General features: G+C 67.0%; 31 protein-coding genes. 2 read left to right on the top strand and 29 right to left on the bottom strand.

All coding sequences use genetic code 11. The features are described from left to right. Positions 1 to 2: 2 nt before the first annotated feature. The 27 genes from rpsM to rpsJ form a co-directional block, all read right to left on the bottom strand. On the bottom strand, positions 3 to 383 hold the full coding sequence (gene rpsM, locus ACZ60Q_RS19740) for a 30S ribosomal protein S13 (RefSeq protein ID WP_007446719.1): 381 nt from the start codon (positions 381 to 383) through the stop codon (positions 3 to 5). 195 nt (positions 384 to 578) lie between these two features. Further along, positions 579 to 692: a 50S ribosomal protein L36 gene (gene rpmJ, locus ACZ60Q_RS19735; RefSeq protein WP_003956441.1), complete on the bottom strand. Its 114-nt coding sequence runs from the start codon at positions 690 to 692 to the stop codon at positions 579 to 581. Between the two features lie 59 nt (positions 693 to 751). Continuing rightward, on the bottom strand, positions 752 to 973 hold the full coding sequence (gene infA, locus ACZ60Q_RS19730) for a translation initiation factor IF-1 (protein ID WP_003956442.1): 222 nt from the start codon (positions 971 to 973) through the stop codon (positions 752 to 754). A 173-nt stretch (positions 974 to 1146) separates the two neighbouring features. Then, positions 1147 to 1983, bottom strand: coding sequence for a type I methionyl aminopeptidase (gene map, locus ACZ60Q_RS19725; protein ID WP_469635877.1), 837 nt, complete (start codon positions 1981 to 1983; stop codon positions 1147 to 1149). 132 nt (positions 1984 to 2115) lie between these two features. After that, entirely contained in the window at positions 2116 to 2775 is a 660-nt protein-coding gene (locus ACZ60Q_RS19720) for an adenylate kinase (RefSeq protein ID WP_469635875.1), read from the bottom strand. After that, positions 2775 to 4088, bottom strand: coding sequence for a preprotein translocase subunit SecY (gene secY / locus ACZ60Q_RS19715; protein WP_469635873.1), 1314 nt, complete (start codon positions 4086 to 4088; stop codon positions 2775 to 2777). Before secY ends, ACZ60Q_RS19720 begins: the two co-directional genes overlap by 1 nt. Positions 4089 to 4468: 380 nt before the next feature. Further along, on the bottom strand, positions 4469 to 4924 hold the full coding sequence (rplO, locus tag ACZ60Q_RS19710) for a 50S ribosomal protein L15 (RefSeq protein ID WP_015610735.1): 456 nt from the start codon (positions 4922 to 4924) through the stop codon (positions 4469 to 4471). 1 nt (position 4925) lies between these two features. Beyond that, positions 4926 to 5108, bottom strand: a complete 183-nt coding sequence (gene rpmD, locus ACZ60Q_RS19705) for a 50S ribosomal protein L30 (protein WP_015610734.1) — start codon at positions 5106 to 5108, stop codon at positions 4926 to 4928. Next, positions 5108 to 5710, bottom strand: coding sequence for a 30S ribosomal protein S5 (gene rpsE / locus ACZ60Q_RS19700; protein WP_097866720.1), 603 nt, complete (start codon positions 5708 to 5710; stop codon positions 5108 to 5110). Before rpsE ends, rpmD begins: the two co-directional genes overlap by 1 nt. A gap of 47 nt (positions 5711 to 5757) precedes the next feature. After that, the gene (rplR, locus tag ACZ60Q_RS19695) at positions 5758 to 6141 is read right to left on the bottom strand and encodes a 50S ribosomal protein L18 (RefSeq protein ID WP_015610732.1); all 384 of its coding nucleotides are present in this window, start codon (positions 6139 to 6141) and stop codon (positions 5758 to 5760) included. Positions 6142 to 6143: 2 nt separating this feature from the next. Continuing rightward, entirely contained in the window at positions 6144 to 6683 is a 540-nt protein-coding gene (gene rplF, locus ACZ60Q_RS19690; RefSeq protein ID WP_469635868.1) for a 50S ribosomal protein L6, read from the bottom strand. Between the two features lie 21 nt (positions 6684 to 6704). Continuing rightward, entirely contained in the window at positions 6705 to 7103 is a 399-nt protein-coding gene (rpsH, locus tag ACZ60Q_RS19685) for a 30S ribosomal protein S8 (RefSeq protein ID WP_469635866.1), read from the bottom strand. 223 nt (positions 7104 to 7326) lie between these two features. After that, positions 7327 to 7512, bottom strand: coding sequence for a type Z 30S ribosomal protein S14 (locus ACZ60Q_RS19680; RefSeq protein ID WP_024491590.1), 186 nt, complete (start codon positions 7510 to 7512; stop codon positions 7327 to 7329). Between the two features lie 2 nt (positions 7513 to 7514). Continuing rightward, entirely contained in the window at positions 7515 to 8072 is a 558-nt protein-coding gene (gene rplE, locus ACZ60Q_RS19675; protein ID WP_031127478.1) for a 50S ribosomal protein L5, read from the bottom strand. After that, positions 8072 to 8395, bottom strand: coding sequence for a 50S ribosomal protein L24 (rplX, locus tag ACZ60Q_RS19670; protein ID WP_031127480.1), 324 nt, complete (start codon positions 8393 to 8395; stop codon positions 8072 to 8074). The genes rplE and rplX overlap by 1 nt, the downstream gene beginning before the upstream one ends. Before the next feature lie 2 nt (positions 8396 to 8397). Then, a complete protein-coding gene (rplN, locus tag ACZ60Q_RS19665) occupies positions 8398 to 8766 on the bottom strand; it encodes a 50S ribosomal protein L14 (RefSeq protein ID WP_003966950.1) in 369 nt (122 codons plus the stop codon). Positions 8767 to 8873: 107 nt separating this feature from the next. Beyond that, positions 8874 to 9158: a 30S ribosomal protein S17 gene (gene rpsQ / locus ACZ60Q_RS19660; RefSeq protein ID WP_469635862.1), complete on the bottom strand. Its 285-nt coding sequence runs from the start codon at positions 9156 to 9158 to the stop codon at positions 8874 to 8876. After that, positions 9158 to 9382, bottom strand: a complete 225-nt coding sequence (gene rpmC, locus ACZ60Q_RS19655; protein ID WP_003966952.1) for a 50S ribosomal protein L29 — start codon at positions 9380 to 9382, stop codon at positions 9158 to 9160. The genes rpsQ and rpmC overlap by 1 nt, the downstream gene beginning before the upstream one ends. Beyond that, positions 9382 to 9801 carry a 50S ribosomal protein L16 gene (gene rplP / locus ACZ60Q_RS19650; protein WP_003966953.1) on the bottom strand — a complete coding sequence of 140 codons (420 nt, stop codon included), beginning with the start codon at positions 9799 to 9801 and terminating at the stop codon, positions 9382 to 9384. Before rplP ends, rpmC begins: the two co-directional genes overlap by 1 nt. 5 nt (positions 9802 to 9806) lie before the next feature. Continuing rightward, positions 9807 to 10646: a 30S ribosomal protein S3 gene (gene rpsC / locus ACZ60Q_RS19645; RefSeq protein WP_469635858.1), complete on the bottom strand. Its 840-nt coding sequence runs from the start codon at positions 10644 to 10646 to the stop codon at positions 9807 to 9809. Then, the gene (rplV, locus tag ACZ60Q_RS19640) at positions 10646 to 10993 is read right to left on the bottom strand and encodes a 50S ribosomal protein L22 (protein WP_026290933.1); all 348 of its coding nucleotides are present in this window, start codon (positions 10991 to 10993) and stop codon (positions 10646 to 10648) included. Before rplV ends, rpsC begins: the two co-directional genes overlap by 1 nt. Positions 10994 to 11035: 42 nt before the next feature. Continuing rightward, a complete protein-coding gene (rpsS, locus tag ACZ60Q_RS19635) occupies positions 11036 to 11317 on the bottom strand; it encodes a 30S ribosomal protein S19 (RefSeq protein ID WP_015610726.1) in 282 nt (93 codons plus the stop codon). A gap of 12 nt (positions 11318 to 11329) precedes the next feature. Continuing rightward, positions 11330 to 12166, bottom strand: a complete 837-nt coding sequence (gene rplB, locus ACZ60Q_RS19630; protein WP_469635855.1) for a 50S ribosomal protein L2 — start codon at positions 12164 to 12166, stop codon at positions 11330 to 11332. 39 nt (positions 12167 to 12205) lie between these two features. Then, complete coding sequence (rplW, locus tag ACZ60Q_RS19625) at positions 12206 to 12544, bottom strand: 50S ribosomal protein L23 (protein ID WP_219611737.1); 339 nt, start codon at positions 12542 to 12544, stop codon at positions 12206 to 12208. Continuing rightward, complete coding sequence (gene rplD, locus ACZ60Q_RS19620) at positions 12544 to 13194, bottom strand: 50S ribosomal protein L4 (protein ID WP_469635852.1); 651 nt, start codon at positions 13192 to 13194, stop codon at positions 12544 to 12546. The genes rplW and rplD overlap by 1 nt, the downstream gene beginning before the upstream one ends. Positions 13195 to 13198: 4 nt before the next feature. Further along, complete coding sequence (rplC, locus tag ACZ60Q_RS19615) at positions 13199 to 13843, bottom strand: 50S ribosomal protein L3 (protein WP_015610723.1); 645 nt, start codon at positions 13841 to 13843, stop codon at positions 13199 to 13201. A 14-nt stretch (positions 13844 to 13857) separates the two neighbouring features. Next, positions 13858 to 14166, bottom strand: coding sequence for a 30S ribosomal protein S10 (gene rpsJ, locus ACZ60Q_RS19610; RefSeq protein WP_003948644.1), 309 nt, complete (start codon positions 14164 to 14166; stop codon positions 13858 to 13860). A gap of 862 nt (positions 14167 to 15028) precedes the next feature. On the opposite strand from rpsJ, the gene ACZ60Q_RS19605 reads away from it, so the two are divergent. Together ACZ60Q_RS19605 and ACZ60Q_RS19600 are read left to right on the top strand one after the other, a co-directional pair. Then, on the top strand, positions 15029 to 17050 hold the full coding sequence (locus ACZ60Q_RS19605; RefSeq protein ID WP_469635952.1) for a PIG-L family deacetylase: 2022 nt from the start codon (positions 15029 to 15031) through the stop codon (positions 17048 to 17050). Positions 17051 to 17198: 148 nt separating this feature from the next. Next, positions 17199 to 17924, top strand: coding sequence for a S1 family peptidase (locus ACZ60Q_RS19600; RefSeq protein WP_469635848.1), 726 nt, complete (start codon positions 17199 to 17201; stop codon positions 17922 to 17924). 291 nt (positions 17925 to 18215) lie between these two features. On the opposite strand, the gene tuf is transcribed toward ACZ60Q_RS19600, so the two are convergent. Both tuf and fusA read right to left on the bottom strand, forming a co-directional pair. Beyond that, positions 18216 to 19409, bottom strand: coding sequence for an elongation factor Tu (tuf, locus tag ACZ60Q_RS19595; RefSeq protein ID WP_469635846.1), 1194 nt, complete (start codon positions 19407 to 19409; stop codon positions 18216 to 18218). A 157-nt stretch (positions 19410 to 19566) separates the two neighbouring features. Further along, entirely contained in the window at positions 19567 to 21696 is a 2130-nt protein-coding gene (gene fusA / locus ACZ60Q_RS19590) for an elongation factor G (RefSeq protein ID WP_469635843.1), read from the bottom strand. Positions 21697 to 21704 lie beyond the last annotated feature (8 nt).

Genomic DNA, 21704 nt, shown 5'->3' with positions numbered 1-21704 from the left:
GACTACTTCTTGCCCGGCTTCTTCTTACCGGCGATGGCGCGACGCGGGCCCTTGCGGGTACGCGCGTTCGTGCTGGTGCGCTGACCGTGGACCGGCAGACCACGGCGGTGACGAATGCCCTGGTAGCAGCCGATCTCGATCTTGCGGCGAATGTCGCCCTGGACCTCGCGGCGGAGGTCACCCTCGGTGCGGAGGTTGGCGTCCACGTACTCGCGGATCTTGACGAGGTCTTCCTCGGCAAGGTCACGAACGCGGGCGTCCGGGTTCACGCCGGTGCTGGCGAGGATCTCCTTGGACCGGGTGCGCCCGATACCGAAGACGTAGGTGAGGGCAACCTCCACGCGCTTTTCGCGCGGGATGTCAACACCTGAAACGCGTGCCATTCAATGGCTCCAGTTGTTAGATCGGGGGTCTTCCGCAGTGCCACTCCCGGCCGCCGACCGCTCACGTGGAGCGATGGTACGTCCGGGTCCCCGGCCCCCGCCGGAGGTGTCGTCAGCCGTGGCTTGGACGGGCTCTGCGTATGTACGAAATTACGTGCGTCGCGCGAAGAACTGCGAGATGCAGGCGGTCGTGCGTCAGCCCTGGCGCTGCTTGTGGCGCAGGTTGTCACAGATGACCATGACCCGACCGTGACGGCGGATCACCTTGCACTTGTCGCAGATCTTCTTGACGCTCGGCTTGACCTTCATGGGATGTCAGGTTCTCCGGGTCGGTGCCATCACCCGCCGAAACGGGGTGCCGGCAAGATCTACTTGTAGCGGTAGACGATCCGGCCACGCGTCAGGTCGTACGGAGAGAGCTCCACCACGACCCGGTCATCCGGGAGGATGCGAATGTAGTGCATCCGCATCTTGCCGCTGATGTGCGCCAGGACCTTGTGACCGTTCTGGAGCTCCACCTTGAACATTGCGTTCGGGAGGGACTCGATCACGGTGCCCTCAATCTCGATGGCACCTTGCTTCTTGGCCACGCTTCGCCTTTCGAATCGGCTACCTTGATCGGCTCTTGCTTATCGGTGTGCTGATATGCGGGCACACTGATGCACGAGAGCCGACGAGTCAGTCTACGTCAGCGGACTCCAAAAGACGAATCCGTCAAGTTTGCCCAGCCGGAGTGATCCTTAGACCTCATCGAGGGGTCACATCACCCGAGAGGGTCAGGAGCCGCCTCGACCCCGTACTCCGCGAGCTTCGCCCTGCCGCAGTCCGGGGCGGTCAGGACCAGCGGGCCCTGCTCGGTCAGCGCGATGGAGTGCTCCCAGTGCGAGGACCAGGTGCCGTCCGTCGTGATGACCGTCCAGTCGTCGCTCAGGGTCTCCGTCCGCGCCGTGCCGAGCGAGACCATGGGCTCGATCGCCAGGCAGACGCCCGGGACCAGCTTGATGCCCTTGCCGCGCTTGCGGGAGACGTAGTTCAGCAGGTGCGGGTCCATATGCATCTCGGTGCCGATGCCATGGCCGCCGAAGTCCTCGATGATCCCGTACTTCCCGGTCGCCGGGCGGGGCTGGCGGCGGATGTAGGACTCGATCGCCCGGGAGACGTCGACGAGGCGGTTGTTCACCTTCATCGCGGCGATCCCGGCCCACATCGACTCCTCGGTCACCCGGGAGAGCTCGACCAGCTCCGGAGCGTGACCGGTGCCCACGAAGGCGGTGTAGGCCGCGTCGCCGTGCCAGCCGTCGACGATCGCGCCGGCGTCGATCGAGATGATGTCGCCGTCCTTCAGGACCGTCTTCTCGTCCGGGATGCCGTGGACGACGACCTCGTTGACCGAGGTGCAGATGGTCGCGGGGAACCCGCCGTACCCGAGGAAGTTCGACTTGGCGCCGTGGTCGGCGATCACCTTGCGGGCGACCTGGTCCAGGTCGTGCGTGGTGGCCCCGGGGACGGCCGCCTCGCGGGTGGCGGCGTGAATGGCAGCGACCACCAGGCCCGCCTCGCGCATCTTCGCGATCTGCTCGGGGGTCTTGATCTGCACCATTGCTCGGCGCCTCTCTGCATCGACGGTGACGGGTATGGCTCGGGGTGTTCAACGATACGGGGACAAGCAGTCGGCCGCGGCGCCCTGGGGCGCCGCGGCCGACTTGCACTACGGGTGGTGCGGGGGTGACGCTCAGCTCTCGGCGGAGGCCTTCAGCGCCTCCATGGCGCGGGCGGTCACGTCCGTGACCTTGCCCAGCGCGGAGATGGTCACCACGAGGCCCTGGGCCCGGTAGTAGTCGATGATCGGCTCGGTCTGCGTGTGGTAGACCTCCAGCCGGGTACGGACCGTCTCCTCGCTGTCGTCGTCCCGCTGGTACAGCTCGCCGCCGCAGACGTCGCAGACGCCCTCGGTCTTCGGCGGGTTGTACGTCAGGTGGAAGACGTGCGCACTGTTGTTGCGGCAGACGCGGCGACCCGCGATCCGCTTCACCACTTCGTCCTCGGGGACCTCGAGATCGAGGACCGCGTCCAGCTTCACGCCCTCGTCCTTGAGCGTTACGTCAAGGGCTTCGGCCTGGCCCACATTCCGCGGGAAGCCGTCCAGCAGGAAGCCGTTCGCGGCGTCCGGCCGGGCCATGCGGTCCTTGGCCATCCCGATGGTGACCTCGTCCGGCACCAGCTGGCCTGCGTCCATGTAGGCGCGGGCCTGCTTGCCAAGGTCGGTGCCCTGGCTGATGTTGGCGCGGAAGAGGTCGCCCGTGGCGATGTGCGGAATCGAGAGGTTCTGAGCAAGGTACGCAGCCTGCGTTCCCTTGCCGGCACCCGGAGGCCCGACGAGGACGATTCGCATCAGCGGAGGAACCCTTCGTAATTGCGCTGCTGGAGCTGACTCTCGATCTGCTTCACGGTTTCCAGACCCACACCCACGATGATGAGGATGCTCGTCCCGCCGAACGGGAAGTTCGCGTTCGCACCGCCGAAGCCCGCCAACGCCATCGTCGGCACAAGAGCGATCAGGGCCAGGTACAGCGAGCCTGGCCAAGTGATCCGGTTGAGCACGTAGCTCAGGTATTCGGCAGTGGGACGGCCTGCACGGATACCCGGGATGAAGCCACCATACTTCTTCATGTTATCGGCGACCTCGTCGGGGTTGAACGAAATCGCCACATAGAAGAAGGCGAAGAAGACGATCAACAGGAAGTACGCCACCATGTAGTACGGCTCGTTCTGCCCGACGAAGTTGTCCGTGATCCAGGTCGCCCAGGCCGCCTTGGAATTGGAGAACTGCACGATCAAGGCCGGAATGTAGAGCAGCGACGAGGCGAAGATGACCGGAATCACACCCGCCTGGTTCACCTTCAGCGGGATGTACGTGGACGTACCGCCGTAGGACCGGCGCCCGATCATGCGCTTCGCGTACTGCACCGGAATGCGGCGCTGGGCCTGCTCGACGAAGACGACTAGGCCGACCATCACGAAGCCGATGAGGATGACCGTGCCGAACTCGATCCAGCCGTCGGCCAGCTTGCCGCTCTCCTTGATGGCCCACAGGGCGCCGGGGAACGTGGCCGCGATCGAGATGAACATGAGGATCGACATGCCGTTGCCGATGCCGCGGTCGGTGATCAGCTCACCGAGCCACATGACGGCGGCCGTACCGGCGGTCATCGTGAGGACCATGATGATCGTGGTGAAGACCGACTTGTCCGCGACGATCTGGCCGCCCACGGAGCAGTTCTGGAAGAGCGCACCGCTGCGGGCGGTGGCCACGAGGCCGGTGCCCTGGAGGACGGCGAGCGCGACCGTCAGATAACGCGTGTACTGCGTGATCTTCGCCGTGCCGGACTGCCCCTCCTTCTTCAGGGCTTCCAGGCGTGGAATCACGACGGTCAGCAGCTGGAGAATGATGCTCGCCGTGATGTACGGCATGATGCCGAGCGCGAAGATGGTGATCTGCAGCAGGGCGCCACCGCTGAACATCTGCATCAGACCGAGGAGGCCACCCGAGTCGGCCTGGTCGATGCACTGCTGCACCTTCGTGTAGTCGACGCCAGGGGCCGGGACGTGCGCCCCGAGCCGGTAGATCACGATGATGCCGAGCGTGAAGAGCAGCTTCTTGCGCAGGTCGGGCGTCTTGAACGCTCGGGCGAACGCGGTGAACACGGTGCCTCCTGCGACCCCCGCGCTATGCGTCAGAGGCGACGGGTCTGGATGGGACTGGATGGGATCGGATACAAGGCAGCCCTACATCGTAAGGAGGCCACAAAAGATTAACGGCGCCACCCTACCCGGCCCGGGACTGAGCAGGAAACACGCGCCGCACACCGGTGCACCGCCCGCCGCCCGGCCCACGCCGTGAAAGACCGGCCAAGCCACACCATTTGGGACGTGAACGCCCCTCCGCTCCCCCACCGCGGGTGCGGTGGACACCCGTTCAACCTTTCCCGAGCCTTTACGGTTCCCGTACAGCGGCACAAACACAGAAAAGCCTGGCCGGCCACCCCCGAAGAGGTGGCCGACCAGGCTCAGTTCTGTCCCGCGGCTCAGACGAGCTCGGTGACCGTACCGCCGGCGGCGGTGATCTTCTCCTTGGCGGAGCCGGAGACGGCGTCAACCGAAACCTGCAGTGCCACGGAGATCTCGCCCTGTCCGAGGACCTTGACGAGGTGGTTGTTGCGCACGGCGCCCTTGGCGACCAGATCGGCCACCGTGACCTCTCCACCCTCGGGGTAGAGCGTCGAGAGCTTGTCCAGGTTCACGACCTGGTACTCCGTACGGAACGGGTTCTTGAAGCCCTTGAGCTTCGGGAGACGCATGTGGAGGGGCATCTGGCCACCCTCGAAGCGCTCCGGAACCTGGTAACGAGCCTTCGTACCCTTGGTACCACGGCCTGCGGTCTTACCCTTGGACGCCTCACCACGACCCACACGGGTCTTGGCGGTCTTGGCGCCCGGGGCAGGCCGGAGGTTGTGGGCCTTCAGCGGGCTGTTCTCCGCCATGTCAGTCAACCTCCTCAACCGTCACGAGGTGGCGGACGGTGTTGGCCATTCCGCGGAACTCGGGGCGGTCCTCCTTGACAACCGAGTCGTTCAGGCGCTTGAGCCCGAGCGAACGCAGGGTGTCGCGGTGGTTCTGCTTGCTACCGATGTACGACTTCGTCTGCGTGATCTTGAGGCGAGCCATTACGCACCCGCTCCCGCACGTGCACGGAGCAGAGCCGCGGGGGCGACGTCCTCGAGGGGCAGACCGCGGCGGGCCGCGATCTCCTCGGGACGCTGCAGACCCTGGAGGGCCGCCACGGTCGCGTGCACGATGTTGATCGCGTTGGACGAGCCAAGCGACTTCGACAGGATGTCGTGAACGCCGGCGCACTCGAGCACGGCGCGCACCGGGCCACCGGCGATAACGCCGGTACCGGGGGACGCCGGCTTGAGCAGGACGACGCCCGCAGCCTTCTCGCCCGTGATCGGGTGAGGGATGGTGCCCTGGATGCGCGGGACCTTGAAGAAGCTCTTCTTGGCCTCTTCGACGCCCTTGGCGATGGCCGCGGGAACTTCCTTGGCCTTGCCGTATCCGACACCGACGGTGCCGTCACCATCGCCCACCACGACCAGCGCGGTGAAGCTGAAGCGACGACCACCCTTCACGACCTTGGCAACGCGGTTGATCGCGACGACACGCTCGACGTACGCGGTCTTCTCGGCGGCAGCGCCACCGTCACGGCCCTTCCGGTCCCGCCGCTCGCCGCCACCGGCACCGCTTCCGCGGCGCTGGGGTCCAGCCATTGGATTTACCTCTCTCTGTTACGTCCGCTGTGCGTAGGAACCGGGGCTTAGAACTTCAGCCCGGCTTCACGGGCGGCGTCAGCCAGAGCGGCAATCCGCCCGGCGTACTGGTTACCACCGCGGTCAAACACGACGGCCTCGACGCCTGCGGCCTTGGCACGCTCGGCGACCAGGGCGCCGACCTGCTGGGCCTGGGCGCTCTTGTCACCCTCGCCACCACGGATCGAGGTGTCCAGGGTCGACGCCGACGCGAGCGTGTGGCCCGCGATGTCGTCGATGACCTGGGCCACGATGTGGCGGTTGGAACGCGTCACGACCAAGCGAGGACGCTCCGGCGAACCGGAGATGTGCTTGCGGACGCGGATGTGGCGGCGCTTGAGGGCGGCACGCTTGTACGCGTCGCCCTTGGCGATCTTCACACCGTATGCCATGGCTACTTACCGGCCTTTCCGACCTTGCGGCGGATGACCTCGCCCGCGTACTTGACGCCCTTGGCCTTGTACGGGTCGGGCTTCCGCAGCTTGCGGATGTTGGCGGCTACCTCGCCGACCTTCTGCTTGTCGATGCCCTCGACGCTGAGCTTCGTGGGCGACTCGACCTTGAAGGTGATGCCATCCGGAGCCTCGATGAGGATCGGGTGGCTGTAGCCCAGGGCGAACTCCAGGTTGGAGCCCTTCGCCTGGACGCGGTAACCGACACCGCTGATCTCGAGCGCCTTGGAGTAACCCGCGGTCACGCCGGTGATCATGTTCGCCACCAGCGTGCGGGACAGGCCGTGGAGGGCCTTGTTCTGACGCTCGTCGTTCGGGCGGGAGACGCTGAGCACGCCGTCCTCACCCTTGGAGACCTCGATCGGCGCGGCAACGGTGTGCGTGAGGGAACCCTTGGGGCCCTTCACCGCGACCGTACGGCCATCGATGGTGACGTCCACACCGGCGGGAACCTGGATGGGGAGCTTGCCGATTCGCGACATGAGCTTTCCTTCCTTTCCCGACTACCAGACGTAGGCGAGGACTTCCCCACCTACGCCCTTCTTGCCTGCCTGCTGGCCGGTCAGGAGACCCGTGGACGTGGAGATGATCGCCACGCCCAGGCCGCCGAGGACCTTCGGCAGGTTGGTGGACTTTGCGTATACACGCAGACCCGGCTTCGAAATCCGCTTGATGCCGGCGATCGAGCGCTCGCGGTTCGGGCCGAACTTCAGCTCGAGGACGAGGTTCTTGCCGACCTCGGCGTCCTCGACCTTCCAGCCGGTGATGAAGCCCTCCTGCTGGAGGATCTCCGCGATGTGCGACTTGATCTTGCTGTGCGGCATCGAGACATCGTCGTGATATGCCGAGTTCGCGTTACGCAGACGCGTGAGCATGTCTGCGATGGGATCAGTCATGGTCATGAGTTGGCCTTCGGCCTCTCTCGCCGGGGTTTCCTGTATGCGCCATCCCTCTCCCCACTCAGTGGCGGGACGGGTGCGGTGCGGGGACCTACGGCGTAGTAAGTCGGTCTCGGGCGGCAGGCGCCCAACCCTTCAAGCCTACGGCATGAAAGGAGGGGCTCCTGCCGACCAGATACTTACCGAGAGTCTCCGGAACTTCCCTGTGCCCGAGGGCAGGGGGAAATTACCAGGAGCTCTTGGTCACGCCCGGCAGCTCGCCACGGTGAGCCATCTCACGAAGGCACACGCGGCACAGGCCGAACTTGCGGTAGACGGAGTGGGGCCGGCCGCAGCGCTGGCAGCGGGTGTACCCGCGAACGCCGAACTTCGGCTTACGGGCGGCCTTAGCGATCAGAGACTTCTTCGCCACGGTCAGTTCTCCTTGAACGGGAAGCCGAGGTGACGAAGGAGGGCACGACCCTCGTCGTCGTTGGTCGCCGTGGTGACCACGGTGATGTCCATGCCCCGGACCCGGTCGATCTTGTCCTGGTCGATCTCGTGGAACATGACCTGCTCCGTGAGACCGAAGGTGTAGTTGCCACGGCCGTCGAACTGCTTCGGCGACAGGCCGCGGAAGTCACGGATACGCGGAAGCGCGAGCGACAGCGTACGGTCCAGGAACTCCCACATCCGGTCACCACGAAGGGTGACGTGGCAGCCGATCGGCTGGCCCTCACGCAGCTTGAACTGCGCGATGGACTTGCGGGCCTTGGTGACGGCCGGCTTCTGACCGGTGATCGTGGTGAGGTCCTTGACGGCCCCGTCGATCAGCTTGGAGTCGCGGGCGGCGTCGCCCACACCCATGTTGACCACGATCTTGACCAGACCGGGAACCTGCATGACGTTCTCGTACGAGAACTCCTCACGCAGCTTGCCGGCGATGTCCTCGCGGTAGCGCGTCTTGAGACGCGGCGCAGTGGTGGCAGTCATCAGATGTCCTCACCGGTCCGCTTGGCAACGCGGATCTTGTTGCCCTCGTCGTCAAAGCGGTAGCCGACGCGGGTGACAACCTTGTTGCCGTCCTTCTCCACGACCAGCTGAACATTGCTGACGTGGATCGGGGCCTCGGTGGTGACAATGCCACCCGTCTGCGAACCGCGAGCCGTCTGACCGGCCTTGGTGTGCTTCTTGACCCGGTTGACACCCTCGACGAGGACGCGGTCCTGAGCGGGGTAGGCCACGATGACCTTGCCCTGCTTGCCCTTGTCCTTACCGGTGATGACCTGAACCAGGTCGCCCTTCTTGACCTTCATGCTTACAGCACCTCCGGCGCGAGCGAGATGATCTTCATGAACTTCTTCTCGCGCAGCTCCCGGCCCACCGGGCCGAAGATGCGGGTGCCGCGGGGGTCGCCGTCGTTCTTCAGAATGACGGCGGCGTTCTCGTCGAAGCGGATGTACGAGCCATCCTGACGACGACGCTCCTTGACGGTGCGAACGATGACGGCCTTGACGACGTCACCCTTCTTCACGTTGCCACCGGGGATCGCGTCCTTGACGGTGGCGACGATGACGTCACCGATACCCGCGTAGCGGCGACCCGAGCCACCGAGAACACGAATGGTGAGAATTTCCTTCGCACCCGTGTTGTCGGCGACGCGCAGTCGCGACTCCTGCTGGATCACGTCTATCTCCTGATCGTCTGCCGGTTCCCGGCGGGTGCCTCTCCGTTACCGGGGAGGCACCCCACCGAGCCTGGCGGAACTGACCTGAGGGGAGAATCCCTCAGGAATTACTTGGCCTTCTCGAGGATCTCGACGATGCGCCAGCGCTTCGAGGCGGACAGCGGACGCGTCTCCATGATGATGACGCGGTCGCCGACGCCTGCAGCGTTCTGCTCGTCGTGGGCCTTGAGCTTGTTCGTACGGCGGATGACCTTGCCGTACAGCGCGTGCTTGACGCGGTCCTCGACAGCGACGACGACGGTCTTGTCCATCTTGTCGCTGACGACCAGACCCTCACGGGTCTTGCGGAAACCGCGGTCGATGTTCGTCTCAGTCACAGTCTTCTCGCTCATCAGGCGCTCTCCACCGTCTCGATGCCCAGCTCGCGCTCACGCATCAGGGTGTAGATCCGGGCGATGTCCTTACGGACGGACTTGAGCCGACCGTGGTTCTCGAGCTGGCCCGTCGCCGCCTGAAAGCGGAGGTTGAACAGCTCTTCCTTGGCTTCGCGGAGCTTGTTGAGGAGCTCCTCGTCGCCCAGCTCGCGCAGCTCGGACGCCTTGGTACCGGCCGACATCACGACTCACCTGCCTCGCGCCGAACGATCCGGCACTTCATCGGAAGCTTGTGAGCAGCGCGGGTGAGCGCCTCACGAGCAATCTTCTCGTTCGGGTAGGACAGCTCGAACATCACCCGACCCGGCTTGACGTTCGCGATCCACCACTCGGGAGAACCCTTACCGGAACCCATGCGGGTCTCGGCAGGCTTCTTCGTCAGGGGACGGTCCGGGTAGATGTTGATCCAGACCTTGCCGCCACGCTTGATGTGACGGGTCATCGCGATACGAGCGGACTCGATCTGACGGTTCGTCACGTACGCCGGGGTCAGCGCCTGGATGCCGTACTCGCCGAACGCAACCTGCGTGCCACCCTTGGACATACCGCTGCGCTTCGGGTGGTGCTGCTTGCGGTGCTTGACCCTACGGGGGATCAGCATTTCGGTCAGGCCTCCGTTCCGGTGCTCTCAGCAGCCGGAGCAGCGGCGGCGGGAGCGTCGGCCTTGGGGGCCTCGGCTGCCGGCGACTGCTGCGGCTTACGACCGCGACCGCCACGCTCGCCACCACGGCCGCCACCACGGCCGGCCGGGCGGTCGGTGCCGCCACGAGCCGGACGGTTGCCGGCACGGGCCGCGGCGTTCTCGGCGCGAACCTCGGCGATGTTCTTGACGTCGCCCTTGTAGATCCAGACCTTCACGCCGATGCGGCCGAAGGTCGTCTTGGCCTCGAAGAAGCCGTAGTCGACGTTGGCCCGGAGGGTGTGCAGGGGCACGCGGCCCTCGCGGTAGAACTCCGAGCGGGACATCTCGGCGCCGCCGAGGCGACCGCCGCACTGGATCTTGATGCCCTTGGCGCCGGCCTTCATCGAGCTCTGCATGCTCTTACGCATGGCACGACGGAAGGAGACGCGGGAGGAGAGCTGCTCGGCGACGGCCTGGGCCACCAGCTGAGCGTCCACCTCGGGGTTCTTGACCTCGAGGATGTTCAGCTGGACCTGCTTGCCGGTCAGCTTCTCCAGCTCGCCGCGGATGCGATCGGCCTCGGCGCCACGGCGGCCGATGACGATGCCCGGGCGGGCGGTGTGGATGTCAACGCGGACGCGGTCGCGGGTGCGCTCGATCTCGACCTTCGAGATGCCGGCCCGCTCCATGCCCTTCGTCATCATGCGACGAATGGCAACGTCTTCCTTGACGTAGTCCGCGTACAGCTTGTCGGCGTACCAACGGGACTTGAAGTCCGTGGTGATGCCGAGCCGGAACCCATGCGGGTTAACCTTCTGGCCCATTACCGGGTTCCTTCCTTGCTGCTGACGACCACGGTGATGTGGCTGGTCCGCTTACGGATCCGGTAGGCACGGCCCTGAGCACGCGGACGGAACCGCTTCAGGGTCGGACCCTCGTCCACGTACGCCTCGCTGATGACCAGCGAAGAGGCGTCAGGGTGGTCGTAGTTGTGTGCAGCGTTGGCGATGGCGCTGTCCAGCACCTTGCCAACCGGCACGCTCGCGGCCTGCGGAGCGAAACGCAGGACCGCCTGAGCCTCCGTGGCATCCATGCCACGGATGAGGTCCACCACTCGGCGGGCCTTCATGGGCGTGACGCGGATGTACCGCGCCTGGGCCCTGGCTTCCATGGTTGTCCCTTCGGTGTGAGTCATAGTCATTTCCACCCCGCGCTAGCGGCGCTTCGACTTCCGGTCGTCCTTGACGTGGCCGCGGAAGGTGCGAGTCGGCGAGAACTCGCCGAGCTTGTGGCCGACCATCGACTCGGTGACGAACACCGGGACATGGATCTTGCCGTTGTGCACCGCGATGGTGTGACCCAGCATGGCCGGGATGATCATCGAGCGTCGGGACCAGGTCTTGATGACGTTCTTGGTGCCTGCTTCGTTCTGTACGTCCACCTTCTTGACGAGGTGGCCGTCGACGAAGGGCCCCTTCTTGAGACTGCGCGGCATCTAAACCCGCTCCTAGCGCTTCTTGTTCGTCTTGCGGCGGCGGACGATGTACTTGCTCGAAGCCTTCTTCGGCGAGCGAGTACGACCCTCCTTCTGACCCCACGGCGAGACCGGGTGACGTCCACCGGAGGTCTTGCCTTCACCACCACCGTGCGGGTGGTCGACCGGGTTCATCGCAACACCGCGGACGGACGGGCGAACGCCCTTCCAGCGCATGCGACCGGCCTTGCCCCAGTTGATGTTCGACTGCTCGGCGTTGCCGACCTCACCAATGGTGGCGCGGCAGCGGGCGTCGACCAGCCGGATCTCTCCGGAGGGCATACGAAGGTGGGCCATGGTGCCCTCCTTCGCCAGCAGCTGCACGGAAGTACCCGCGGAACGGGCGAACTTCGCGCCGCCGCCGGGCCGCAGCTCGATGGCGTGGATGGTCGTACCGACCGGGATGTTGCGCAGCGCCAGGTTGTTGCCCGGCTTGATGTCTGCGCCCGGACCGTTCTCGACGCGGTCACCCTGCGACAGGCCACGCGGGGCGACGATGTAACGCTTCTCGCCGTCCGCGTAGTGGAGCAGCGCGATGCGCGCGGTGCGGTTCGGGTCGTACTCGATGTGCGCGACCTTGGCCGGCACGCCGTCCTTGTCGTGACGACGGAAGTCGATCACACGGTAGGCGCGCTTGTGTCCGCCACCCTGGTGGCGAACAGTGATCCGACCGGCGTTGTTACGGCCGCCCTTGCTGTGCAGGGGGCGGACCAGCGACTTCTCCGGCGTGGACCGCGTGATCTCGACAAAGTCGGCGACGCTGGAGCCACGACGGCCCGGGGTCGTCGGCTTGTACTTGCGGATACCCATTTCTCAGTCCTCGTCCGATTCCGGACGACTCGACCTCCGCTAGGAGGTCGGGCCGCCGAAGATGTCGATTCGGTCGCCCTCAGCGAGGGTCACGATGGCGCGCTTCGTGTCGGAGCGCTTGCCGAAGCCGGTCTTGGTGCGCTTGCGCTTACCCTGCCGGTTGATCGTGTTGACCCCGGTGACCTTGACCGAGAAGACCGCTTCCACGGCCTGCTTGATCTGGGTCTTGTTGGAGCCGGGCGCGACGATGAACGTGTACTTGTTCTCGTCGAGCAGCGCGTAGCTCTTCTCGGAGACCACGGGCTTGACGAGAACGTCACGCGGGTCCGAGTAGGTCTTGCTCGTGATGGTCGAGCTGGTAACGGTCGCCTCGCTCATCAGGCGTCGCTCCCTTCGGTCTCAGCGGTCTGGGGGCCAGACACGAAGGACTCGAAAGCGGCCTGGGTGAAGACCACGTCGTCAGAGACGATCACGTCGTACGTGTTCAGCTGGCCCGGCTCCAGGATGTGCACCTGGGGCAGGTTGCGTGCGGACAGCCACGCGGCCTCGTCGGCGCGGTCGACGACCAGGAGCAGGTTGGCACGCTCCGAGATCTTGCCGAGCAGCGTCTTGGCGGCCTTCGTGGAGGCGGCACCCTCGACCACGCCGGTGACGACGTGGATACGGGAGTGACGGGCCCGGTCCGAGAGGGCACCGCGCAGGGCGGCGGCCTTCATCTTCTTCGGGGTCCGCTGCGAGTAGTCGCGCGGCTGCGGGCCGTGAACGACGCCACCGCCCACGAACTGCGGTGCGCGGGTCGAACCCTGGCGGGCGCGGCCGGTGCCCTTCTGGCGGTAAGGCTTACGGCCACCACCACGGACTTCACCGCGACGCTTGGTCTTGTGCGTGCCCTGACGGGCAGCTGCCAGCTGTGCGACAACGACCTGGTGGATCAGCGGAACGCTGGTCTTCGCGTCGAAGATCTCCGCGGGGAGGTCGACGGTACCGGCCTTGTCGCCTGCCGGCGAAAGGATGTCAATGGTGCTCATTACCTCAAGCCCCCTTGGCCGCGGTACGGACCAGGACGAGGCCGCCGTTCGGACCGGGGACTGCGCCCTTGATGAGCAGCAGACCCTTCTCCGCGTCAACCGCGTGGATGGTCAGGTTCTGGGTGGTGACGCGCTCGTTGCCCATCCGGCCGGCCATGCGCATGCCCTTGAAGACACGCCCAGGGGTGGCGCAGCCACCGATCGAACCGGGGGAGCGGTGCTTGCGCTGGACGCCGTGTCCGGCGCCGAGGCCCTTGAAGTTGTGACGCTTCATGACACCGGCGAAGCCCTTGCCCTTGCTCTTGCCCGTGACGTCAACCTTGACGCCGGACTCGAACACCTCGGCAGTGACCTCCTGGCCCAGCGTGTACTCGCTGGCGTCAGGGGTGCGGAGCTCCACCAGGTGGCGGCGCGGGGTGACGTCGGCCTTGGCGAAGTGACCCTTGAGGGGCTTGTTCACCTTGCGCGGGTCGATCTCGCCGAAGGCGATCTGGACCGCTTCGTAGCCGTCGCTGTCGTTCGTACGAACCTGCGTCACGACGCACGGCCCGGCCTTGACGACGGTCACCGGGACAACCCGGTTGTTCTCGTCCCAGACCTGGGTCATGCCGAGCTTCTCGCCCAGGACGCCCTTGATGTTCTTGCTCATCTCGGCCCGTCCCCTCAGAGCTTGATCTCGATGTCGACGCCCGCCGGAAGGTCGAGGCGCATCAGCGAGTCAACCGTCTTCGGCGTGGGGTCGAGAATGTCGATGAGGCGCTTGTGCGTGCGCATCTCGAAGTGCTCGCGAGAGTCCTTGTACTTGTGCGGCGACTTGATGACGCAGTACACGTTCTTCTCAGTGGGCAGCGGCACCGGGCCCGCGACCGACGCACCAGTGCGGGTCACCGTCTCGACGATCTTCTTCGCCGAGGAGTCGATGACCTCGTGGTCGTAGGCCTTGAGCCGGATGCGGATCTTCTGTCCCGCCATGGCTACTAGTAGTCCTGTCTCTCGTAACGCTCTGGAACCCGGGGGTTCTCTGGACTCCTCCTCCGACCCACGCGGTCGGGCGTGTCGCATCCCCTCTACGAAAATCTCCCGAAGGAGATCCCAACCAAGGGGGTGCGGGCCCTGAGACCGCGGAACCGGGGGCGGAACACCCACCGGGTGCCTGGTCTGCGCCCTGCATTGCTTCCCGAAAGATTCCCGTACGTCCGGCCCTGGGGGCCGACGAGTACTGTGGGACTCGCTTCCGGTCCTCCCGGCGGGAGGCGCGCAGCATTGACACTCAACCGAGCAACCTGGTCAGTGTGCCATACGGGGCACGGGCCTGGCCAATCGAGCCGGGAATCCTACCCCGAGCGAGCGAGTACGCAAACGCGGGCGCGCGTCCGGCGGTGCCGACAGCCGGAACATCAGCTTCCCCCCTGCTGTCCTGGCGTTCTCGGACAGAGCCGAAGAGCCTGTCCGTCCCCTCCTCGACCTCGCGATGCTCAGGACCTGAGGCGGCCCCACACCGTCATCGCGCCGCACGGCGATCACACCCCGGCCCGGACCGAGGCGGAACGGCCCACCCGCGCCCGTGCCGCAGGGGACCACGGGACCAGGGTCGCCGCCGAGCCGCGCGCACATCGTGGGCGACTCCACCCCCCCGGTCGGGCAACCTGTCCACCCCCGCCGCGGTCTTCCTCCCCGCGGGCGAGGCCGGACCGGCCGACGGCCCGCGGTGGGTGTCGGGAATACGCAGGTCGGGGCAGGCCGTTCGCCCGCTGCGGGGGAAGCGGTAGCGGACGGAGTACACGGCGTGACGAATCGACCTGCACTGCCTGGGTCCGGGGCGCCCCGGACCCACATGCCCCGGCGCGCGCTCCTGCTCGCGGCCACCACGACCGCCGCCACCGCCGGATGCGCCGTACCGGCTCCACGGCGTCGGTGGCCGGTGCCGGACCCGGCCCCCGGCCTGGCCATGGCGAGCGGTCGGCGGGCGCGGCTGATGCAGGTGCTGGCCCACCCCGACGACGACCTATACCTCATGAACCCGGACACCCGCCAGGCCCTCGACGCCGGGACCCCCGTGGTCTGCGTCTACCTCGCCGCGGGCGAGGCCGACGGCCTCAACAAGGTCCCCGGGGCCCCACGCCCGAAGCCTGACCCCGCCGCGTACTCCGCCGCCCGGCACCAGGGCCTGCGCCAGGCGTACGCCGAGCTGCTCGGGCTCGACCGGTTCACCCCCTGGCAGCGGACGGTGCTCACCCTGCGCGGCGGTCACCGGGCCGAGCGGAACGTCCTGACCGACAGGGACCGCAGGGTCGAGCTGGTCTTCCTCAACACGGCGATGCACACCGGGCGGAACCGCCTCGGGCTGCCCAGCCTCTGGAAGGACCGGCGACTGGTGCTGCGTACCGTCGTCGCCGACGGCTCCCCTTTGCAGAAGGCCGGTTCATATACGTATGAGTCCCTGATCGACGTCCTCGTCGGGCTGCTGGAGCAGTACCGGCCGACCGTCGTACACACCCTCGACCCGGACCCCGACCTCCGGTTCGGCAGCGAGTACGACCGCCTCCGGGACAGCGAGCAGCGCGGGTACTCCGACCACGCGGACCACACCCCGGCCGGGTGCTTCGCCTGGGCGGCCCTGATCCGCTGGGTGGCGGTGACGACGGGGCGCGGGGAGCCGGTGCCCGGGTTCGTCGTCGCGGCGTTTCGGGGGTACTACAACCACCACTGGCCCAAGAACCTGCCGCCGGAGGTGCTGGAGCGGAAGGCCGCCCACCTCGTCCCGTACGGCGGCGCGCCCGACTGGGAGTGCGGCAACCCCTCGGGCTGCGGCGACTACAACATCGGCGGCGACCGGCCGCTGACCAGCCGGAAGGGCTGGGTGCGCTCCACCCACCACCGCTACCCGGGCCCCCGGGCCCAGGTCACCTCCGGGCCGGACGGGCGGCTCACCGTCTACGGGGTGCTGGGGCTGCGGGCCGCCCGGTGGCGCGAGAGTGCGCCCCACAGCGGGGTCTGGGACGCGCCGGAGGACCTCGGCGGCGGCCCGCTCGCCCCGGTGCTGGGCTCGGCGGTGACGACGGACGGCCTGTGCCTGCTGTTCGGGCTGCGCTTCGCGGCCCTCGCCGGGCACGGCTCGGACAACGAGCGCGAGATCGTGCTGCTGGAGCAGCGCTCGCCGGGCGGCCCCTTCCGCGCCTGGCGGGGGCTCGGCAACCCCGCCGCCAACAGCGACCACGGACGCCGCGTCGGCGTGCCCGTCGCCGTGACCGCCCCGGACGGCCGCGTCCACCTCTTCGTACGGAACGCGGAGAAGGGGCTGAGTACCCGGGTGCGGGACGCGGGCACCGGACGCTGGAGCGGGTGGCGGGAGCTGGGTGGCGGCGAGGTGCAGGACGGGCTGACGGCGGTCGTGGACGCGGCGGGGCTCGTCCATGTGTACGCGGCCGGGCACCATGCCGTGCACCACTGGACCCAGGACGCCCCGGACACGGACGTCATCGCCCGTACCCAGCTCACCGACTCCCCCGTTCCCGCGCACGCGCCCGGCGCACTCCCCGCGCCCGACGGGTCCGTGGAGCTGTACTACCGGCCGGCCGCGCGGGAGCGGCTCGTCGCCGTGCGGGCCGACCGCGCACCCGCGCCCCGCTTCAGCGGGTACGGTCCGGTGACCGCCGCCGCCTCGCCGGGCGGCCCGGTCCTGCTCGGCCGTTCCGCGGAGGGCCGGATCCAGCTGCGTACCGCCGGAGATACCGCCGTACGGTCCCGGGGACCGGTCGCCCTGGACGGCGTCGCCCTCCACCTCGGCGCGGCGGGCGAGCGGCCCGCCGCCGTGGGGTTCGGTCCGGACGCCGCGCCCTGGGTGTGGCGACCGTAGAAGCGGACGTGTTCGGCCCAACTGCCGCCCCATAACGCCGCGTTATGACCAAACGTTAGTACCCCGATCTCGTCGCGCTCCGGCACCCTGTTGCCACCACCCCCCACGGACACGCCCACCCCCAGCGTGTCGCGCGAAACGAGGAATCATGCGCATATCCAGGCTCGTGCCCGCTGCCGCCGCCGCAGCGGCCTGTGTCCTCGCCCTCTTCGCACCGTCCGCCTCCGCCGCCCCCGAGGCTCCGCTCCAGGACGCCCCGCCCCCGACCACCCAGATCATCGGCGGCGGCCAGGCGACCAACGCCCCCTGGGCCGCCCGCCTCCTCTCGAACGGCAGAGAGACCTGTTCGGCGACGATCATCGCGCCGACCTGGATCCTCACCGCCAAGCACTGCGTCACCGGCGGCGGCCTGTCGTTCCGTATCGGCAGCCTCGACCAGCACAGCGGCGGTGTGGTCGCGAACGGCGCCCAGACCTACACCCACAGCTCGGACCTGGCCCTCGTCCGGCTGGACCGCTCGGTGCAGGCCACCTACTCCCGCCTCGGCCAGCCCGGCTCGGTCAGCGTCGGGCAGGGCGTCCAGGTCTGGGGCTGGGGCGCCACCTCGCAGTGCGGCTCCGAGGCCAACTGCCAGTCCCGCTACCTGAAGGTCGCCAACGTGACGGTCACCGGCGGCTGCGGTGACGCGTACGGTGGCTCGGCGATCTGCGCCCGCCGCGGCAACGGCATCACCGCCGGCGGCGATTCCGGCGGCCCGATGACGGCGAACGGCATCCAGGTCGGCGTCGCCTCCACCAGCGACCGGCAGACCACGACCGCGTACACGAACGTCACCGCGTACCGGTCCTGGATCCAGTCGATCGCGGGCGTCTGACCGACCCCACCGCCCGGGACGGCGGGCACCTGACCGACCCGCCGTCCCCATGAACCGTAGGGCCCCCATACCTCACCGCCCTGAGGTACCGGGGCCCTACACCCATCCCTGGTCCCTTCGCTGTCCGCAAGGCGTCCGGGCGCAGTCCCGCCGCCCCGGCGCACGACGGGCCGGGCCCCGGCCCCGTAACCCCGGCGGCTCCGCACACGGCGAAGGGCCCCGCACCTCTTTCGAGGTGCGGGGCCCTTCTTGCGGCTCAGTGAGCCACCAGGTCCAAGGACCAAGCAGAAACTACTTGATGATCTTGGTGACCTGGCCGGCGCCCACGGTCCGGCCACCCTCACGGATGGCGAACTTCAGGCCCTCTTCCATGGCGACCGGCTGGATCAGCGAGACGTCCATGAGGGTGTTGTCACCCGGCATGACCATCTCGGTGCCCTCGGGAAGGGTCACAACGCCCGTCACGTCCGTGGTACGGAAGTAGAACTGCGGGCGGTAGTTGTTGAAGAACGGGGTGTGACGGCCACCCTCGTCCTTCGACAGGATGTAGGACTGCGCCTGGAACTCGGTGTGCGGCGTGACCGAGCCGGGCTTGATGATGACCTGGCCGCGCTCGACGTCCTCGCGCTTGATGCCACGGAGGAGCAGACCGACGTTCTCACCGGCCTGGCCCTCGTCGAGCAGCTTGCGGAACATCTCGATGCCGGTGACCGTGGTGGTGGTCTTCTCGGTCTTGATACCGACGATGTCGACGGTCTCGTTGACCTTGAGGACACCACGCTCGATACGACCGGTGACGACGGTGCCACGACCGGTGATCGTGAAGACGTCCTCGATCGGCATCAGGAACGGCTTCTCGACGTCACGCTCGGGCTGCGGGATCGACTCGTCGACGGCCTTCATCAGGTCGAGGACGGTCTGGCCCCACTCCTTGTCGCCCTCGAGCGCCTTGAGCGCCGAGACCTTGACGACCGGAAGGTCGTCGCCCGCGTACTCGTACTCGGAGAGGAGCTCACGAACCTCGAGCTCGACGAGCTCCAGGATCTCCTCGTCGTCCACCATGTCGGCCTTGTTCAGCGCGACGACGATGTAGGGGACGCCGACCTGGCGGGCCAGGAGGACGTGCTCCTTCGTCTGCGGCATCGGGCCGTCGGTGGCCGCGACCACGAGGATGGCGCCGTCCATCTGCGCGGCACCCGTGATCATGTTCTTGATGTAGTCCGCGTGACCGGGGCAGTCGACGTGCGCGTAGTGACGCGACTCCGTCTGGTACTCGACGTGCGCGATGGAGATGGTGATACCGCGCTGGCGCTCTTCGGGAGCCTTGTCGATCTGGTCAAAGGCCGAGGCCTCGTTCAGGTCGGGGTACGCGTCGTGCAGCACCTTGGTAATGGCGGCCGTGAGGGTCGTCTTACCGTGGTCGATGTGACCGATGGTGCCGATGTTGACGTGCGGCTTAGTCCGCTCGAACTTTGCCTTCGCCACTGGGGTCCTCCTGAGTGGTTCTGTACGCCTTGCTTCATCGGCGCCAGGTGATCTTTGCTGGGGTGCCGGCGCCGGGGGCATTTCGCACAGTGCTGACGCGCTGTGCGAAATGCCCGCCCGGCTCCGGTGTCAAGCCTAAAGCGTGAGCTCGGGGGAGTTACTCGCCCTTGGCCTTCGCGATGATCTCCTCGGCGACGTTCCGCGGAACCTCGGCGTAGGAGTCGAACTGCATCGAGTAGCTTGCGCGACCCGAGGTCTTGCTGCGGAGGTCTCCGACGTAGCCGAACATCTCCGAGAGGGGCACGAGGCCCTTCACGACGCGAGCGCCGCTGCGCTCCTCCATGGCCTGGATCTGGCCACGGCGGGAGTTGAGGTCGCCGATGACATCGCCCATGTAGTCCTCGGGCGTGGTGACCTCGACGGCCATCATCGGCTCAAGGAGCACGGGAGAGGCCTTGCGGGCACCCTCCTTGAACGCCTGCGAACCGGCGATCTTGAAGGCGAGCTCCGAGGAGTCGACCTCGTGGTAACCACCGTCGAGAAGGGTGACGCGGACGCCGACCATCTCGTAACCGGCCAGGATGCCGAACTGCATGGCTTCCTGAGCACCCGAGTCCACCGAGGGAATGTACTCACGGGGGATGCGGCCACCGGTGACCTTGTTGACGAACTCGTAGGAGGCGTCGCCACCCTCGATGGGCTCGAGGGCGATCTGCACCTTCGCGAACTGGCCGGTACCACCAGTCTGCTTCTTGTGCGTGTAGTCGATGCGCTCGACGGCCTTGCGGATCGTCTCGCGGTACGCGACCTGGGGCTTGCCGACGTTCGCCTCGACGCGGAACTCGCGCTTCATGCGGTCGACGAGCACCTCGAGGTGAAGCTCGCCCATACCACCGATGATGGTCTGGCCGGTCTCCTCGTCGGAGTGCACCTGGAAGGAGGGGTCCTCCTCCGAGAGGCGCTGGATGGCGACACCCAGCTTCTCCTGGTCACCCTTGGACTTCGGCTCGATGGCGACCTGAATGACCGGCGCCGGGAAGTCCATGGACTCCAGGATGACCGGGTTCTTGTCGTCGCACAGCGTCTCACCGGTGGTGGTCTGCTTGAGACCCATGACGGCGATGATGTCGCCGGCGCCCACCGATGCGATCTCCTCACGCTTGTTCGCGTGCATACGGTAGATCTTGCCGATGCGCTCCTTCTTGCCCTTGACGGAGTTCAGCACCGCGGTGCCGGCCTCCAGGCGACCGGAGTAGATCCGGACGAAGGTGAGCTTGCCCAGGTGCGGGTCGCTCGCGATCTTGAACGCCAGACCGGAGAACGGCTCGTCGTCCGAGGGCCTGCGCTGGACGACCTTCTCCGGGTCCTTCACGTCGTGGCCCTCGATGGCCTCGACGTCCAGGGGGGAAGGCAGGTAGCGCACGACCGCGTCGAGCAGGGGCTGGACGCCCTTGTTCTTGAACGCGGTGCCACAGAACACCGGGGTGACGGTGATGGAGTCGGCACTGCCCTTCGACGCCAGCGTGATGCGGCGAATGGCCTCGTGCAGCTGGTCCTGGGTGGGCTCGGTGCCCTCCAGATACAGCTCCATCATGTCGTCGTCGTTCTCGGCCACGGCCTCCAGGAGCTTGCCGCGCCATTCGGCGGCCGACTCCTTGAGGTTGTCCGGGATCTCGACGGTGTTGTACATCTCGCCCTTGGCGGCCTCTTCGGGGTACACGAAGGCCTTCATCGACACGAGGTCGACGACACCCGTGAAGTCGGCCTCCGCCCCGATGGGGAGCTGCATGACGATCGGGGTCGCGCCGAGGCGGTCCACGATCATCTGGACGCAACGGAAGAAGTCGGCACCGGTGCGGTCGAGCTTGTTGACGAAGCAGATACGCGGCACGCCGTAGCGGTCCGCCTGACGCCAGACGGTCTCGGACTGCGGCTCGACGCCCGCCACACCGTCGAACACGGTGACGGCGCCGTCGAGGACGCGGAGCGAACGCTCCACCTCGACGGTGAAGTCGACGTGACCCGGGGTGTCGATGATGTTGATGGTGTGGTCAACATCGTTGAGCGGCCAGTGGCAGGTCGTCGCGGCGGACGTGATCGTGATGCCGCGCTCCTGCTCCTGCTCCATCCAGTCCATCGTGGCAGCGCCGTCGTGGACTTCACCGATCTTGTAGCTCACACCGGTGTAGAAGAGGATCCGCTCAGTGGTGGTCGTCTTCCCCGCGTCGATGTGGGCCATGATCCCAATGTTGCGGACCTTGGCCAGGTCAAGCGAAGTGGTGGCCATAAGGCTCA

The sequence above is a fragment of the Streptomyces sp. NPDC104313 genome (assembly GCF_055583985.1).
Note: the sequence above shows the minus strand (reverse complement) of the source record. Positions and strands in the feature narration are given on the sequence as shown.

Bases quoted from the DNA above. Each gene is read 5' to 3' on its own strand.
- rplV (WP_026290933.1), bottom strand. From the start codon at position 10,993: ATGGAAGCCAGGGCCCAGGCGCGGTACATCCGCGTCACGCCCATGAAG.
- rpmC (WP_003966952.1), bottom strand. From the start codon at position 9,382: ATGTCGGCCGGTACCAAGGCGTCCGAGCTGCGCGAGCTGGGCGACGAG.
- ACZ60Q_RS19605 (WP_469635952.1), top strand. From the start codon at position 15,029: ATGCCCCGGCGCGCGCTCCTGCTCGCGGCCACCACGACCGCCGCCACC.
- rpsH (WP_469635866.1), bottom strand. From the start codon at position 7,103: ATGACCATGACTGATCCCATCGCAGACATGCTCACGCGTCTGCGTAAC.
- map (WP_469635877.1), bottom strand. From the start codon at position 1,983: ATGGTGCAGATCAAGACCCCCGAGCAGATCGCGAAGATGCGCGAGGCG.
- ACZ60Q_RS19720 (WP_469635875.1), bottom strand. From the start codon at position 2,775: ATGCGAATCGTCCTCGTCGGGCCTCCGGGTGCCGGCAAGGGAACGCAG.
- rpsM (WP_007446719.1), bottom strand. From the start codon at position 383: ATGGCACGCGTTTCAGGTGTTGACATCCCGCGCGAAAAGCGCGTGGAG.
- ACZ60Q_RS19600 (WP_469635848.1), top strand. From the start codon at position 17,199: ATGCGCATATCCAGGCTCGTGCCCGCTGCCGCCGCCGCAGCGGCCTGT.
- rpsS (WP_015610726.1), bottom strand. From the start codon at position 11,317: ATGCCGCGCAGTCTCAAGAAGGGGCCCTTCGTCGACGGCCACCTCGTC.
- rpsQ (WP_469635862.1), bottom strand. From the start codon at position 9,158: ATGAGCGAGAAGACTGTGACTGAGACGAACATCGACCGCGGTTTCCGC.
- rplF (WP_469635868.1), bottom strand. From the start codon at position 6,683: ATGTCGCGAATCGGCAAGCTCCCCATCCAGGTTCCCGCCGGTGTGGAC.
- rpsJ (WP_003948644.1), bottom strand. From the start codon at position 14,166: ATGGCGGGACAGAAGATCCGCATCCGGCTCAAGGCCTACGACCACGAG.
- rpsC (WP_469635858.1), bottom strand. From the start codon at position 10,646: ATGGGCCAGAAGGTTAACCCGCATGGGTTCCGGCTCGGCATCACCACG.
- rpmJ (WP_003956441.1), bottom strand. From the start codon at position 692: ATGAAGGTCAAGCCGAGCGTCAAGAAGATCTGCGACAAGTGCAAGGTG.
- rplE (WP_031127478.1), bottom strand. From the start codon at position 8,072: ATGACTGCCACCACTGCGCCGCGTCTCAAGACGCGCTACCGCGAGGAC.
- rplD (WP_469635852.1), bottom strand. From the start codon at position 13,194: ATGAGCACCATTGACATCCTTTCGCCGGCAGGCGACAAGGCCGGTACC.
- rplO (WP_015610735.1), bottom strand. From the start codon at position 4,924: ATGGCGGAGAACAGCCCGCTGAAGGCCCACAACCTCCGGCCTGCCCCG.
- rpmD (WP_015610734.1), bottom strand. From the start codon at position 5,108: ATGGCTCGCCTCAAGATCACGCAGACGAAGTCGTACATCGGTAGCAAG.
- rpsE (WP_097866720.1), bottom strand. From the start codon at position 5,710: ATGGCTGGACCCCAGCGCCGCGGAAGCGGTGCCGGTGGCGGCGAGCGG.
- rplX (WP_031127480.1), bottom strand. From the start codon at position 8,395: ATGAAGGTCAAGAAGGGCGACCTGGTTCAGGTCATCACCGGTAAGGAC.
- rplW (WP_219611737.1), bottom strand. From the start codon at position 12,544: ATGAGCGAGGCGACCGTTACCAGCTCGACCATCACGAGCAAGACCTAC.
- fusA (WP_469635843.1), bottom strand. From the start codon at position 21,696: ATGGCCACCACTTCGCTTGACCTGGCCAAGGTCCGCAACATTGGGATC.
- rplC (WP_015610723.1), bottom strand. From the start codon at position 13,843: ATGAGCAAGAACATCAAGGGCGTCCTGGGCGAGAAGCTCGGCATGACC.
- rplR (WP_015610732.1), bottom strand. From the start codon at position 6,141: ATGGCATACGGTGTGAAGATCGCCAAGGGCGACGCGTACAAGCGTGCC.
- rplP (WP_003966953.1), bottom strand. From the start codon at position 9,801: ATGCTGATCCCCCGTAGGGTCAAGCACCGCAAGCAGCACCACCCGAAG.
- rplB (WP_469635855.1), bottom strand. From the start codon at position 12,166: ATGGGTATCCGCAAGTACAAGCCGACGACCCCGGGCCGTCGTGGCTCC.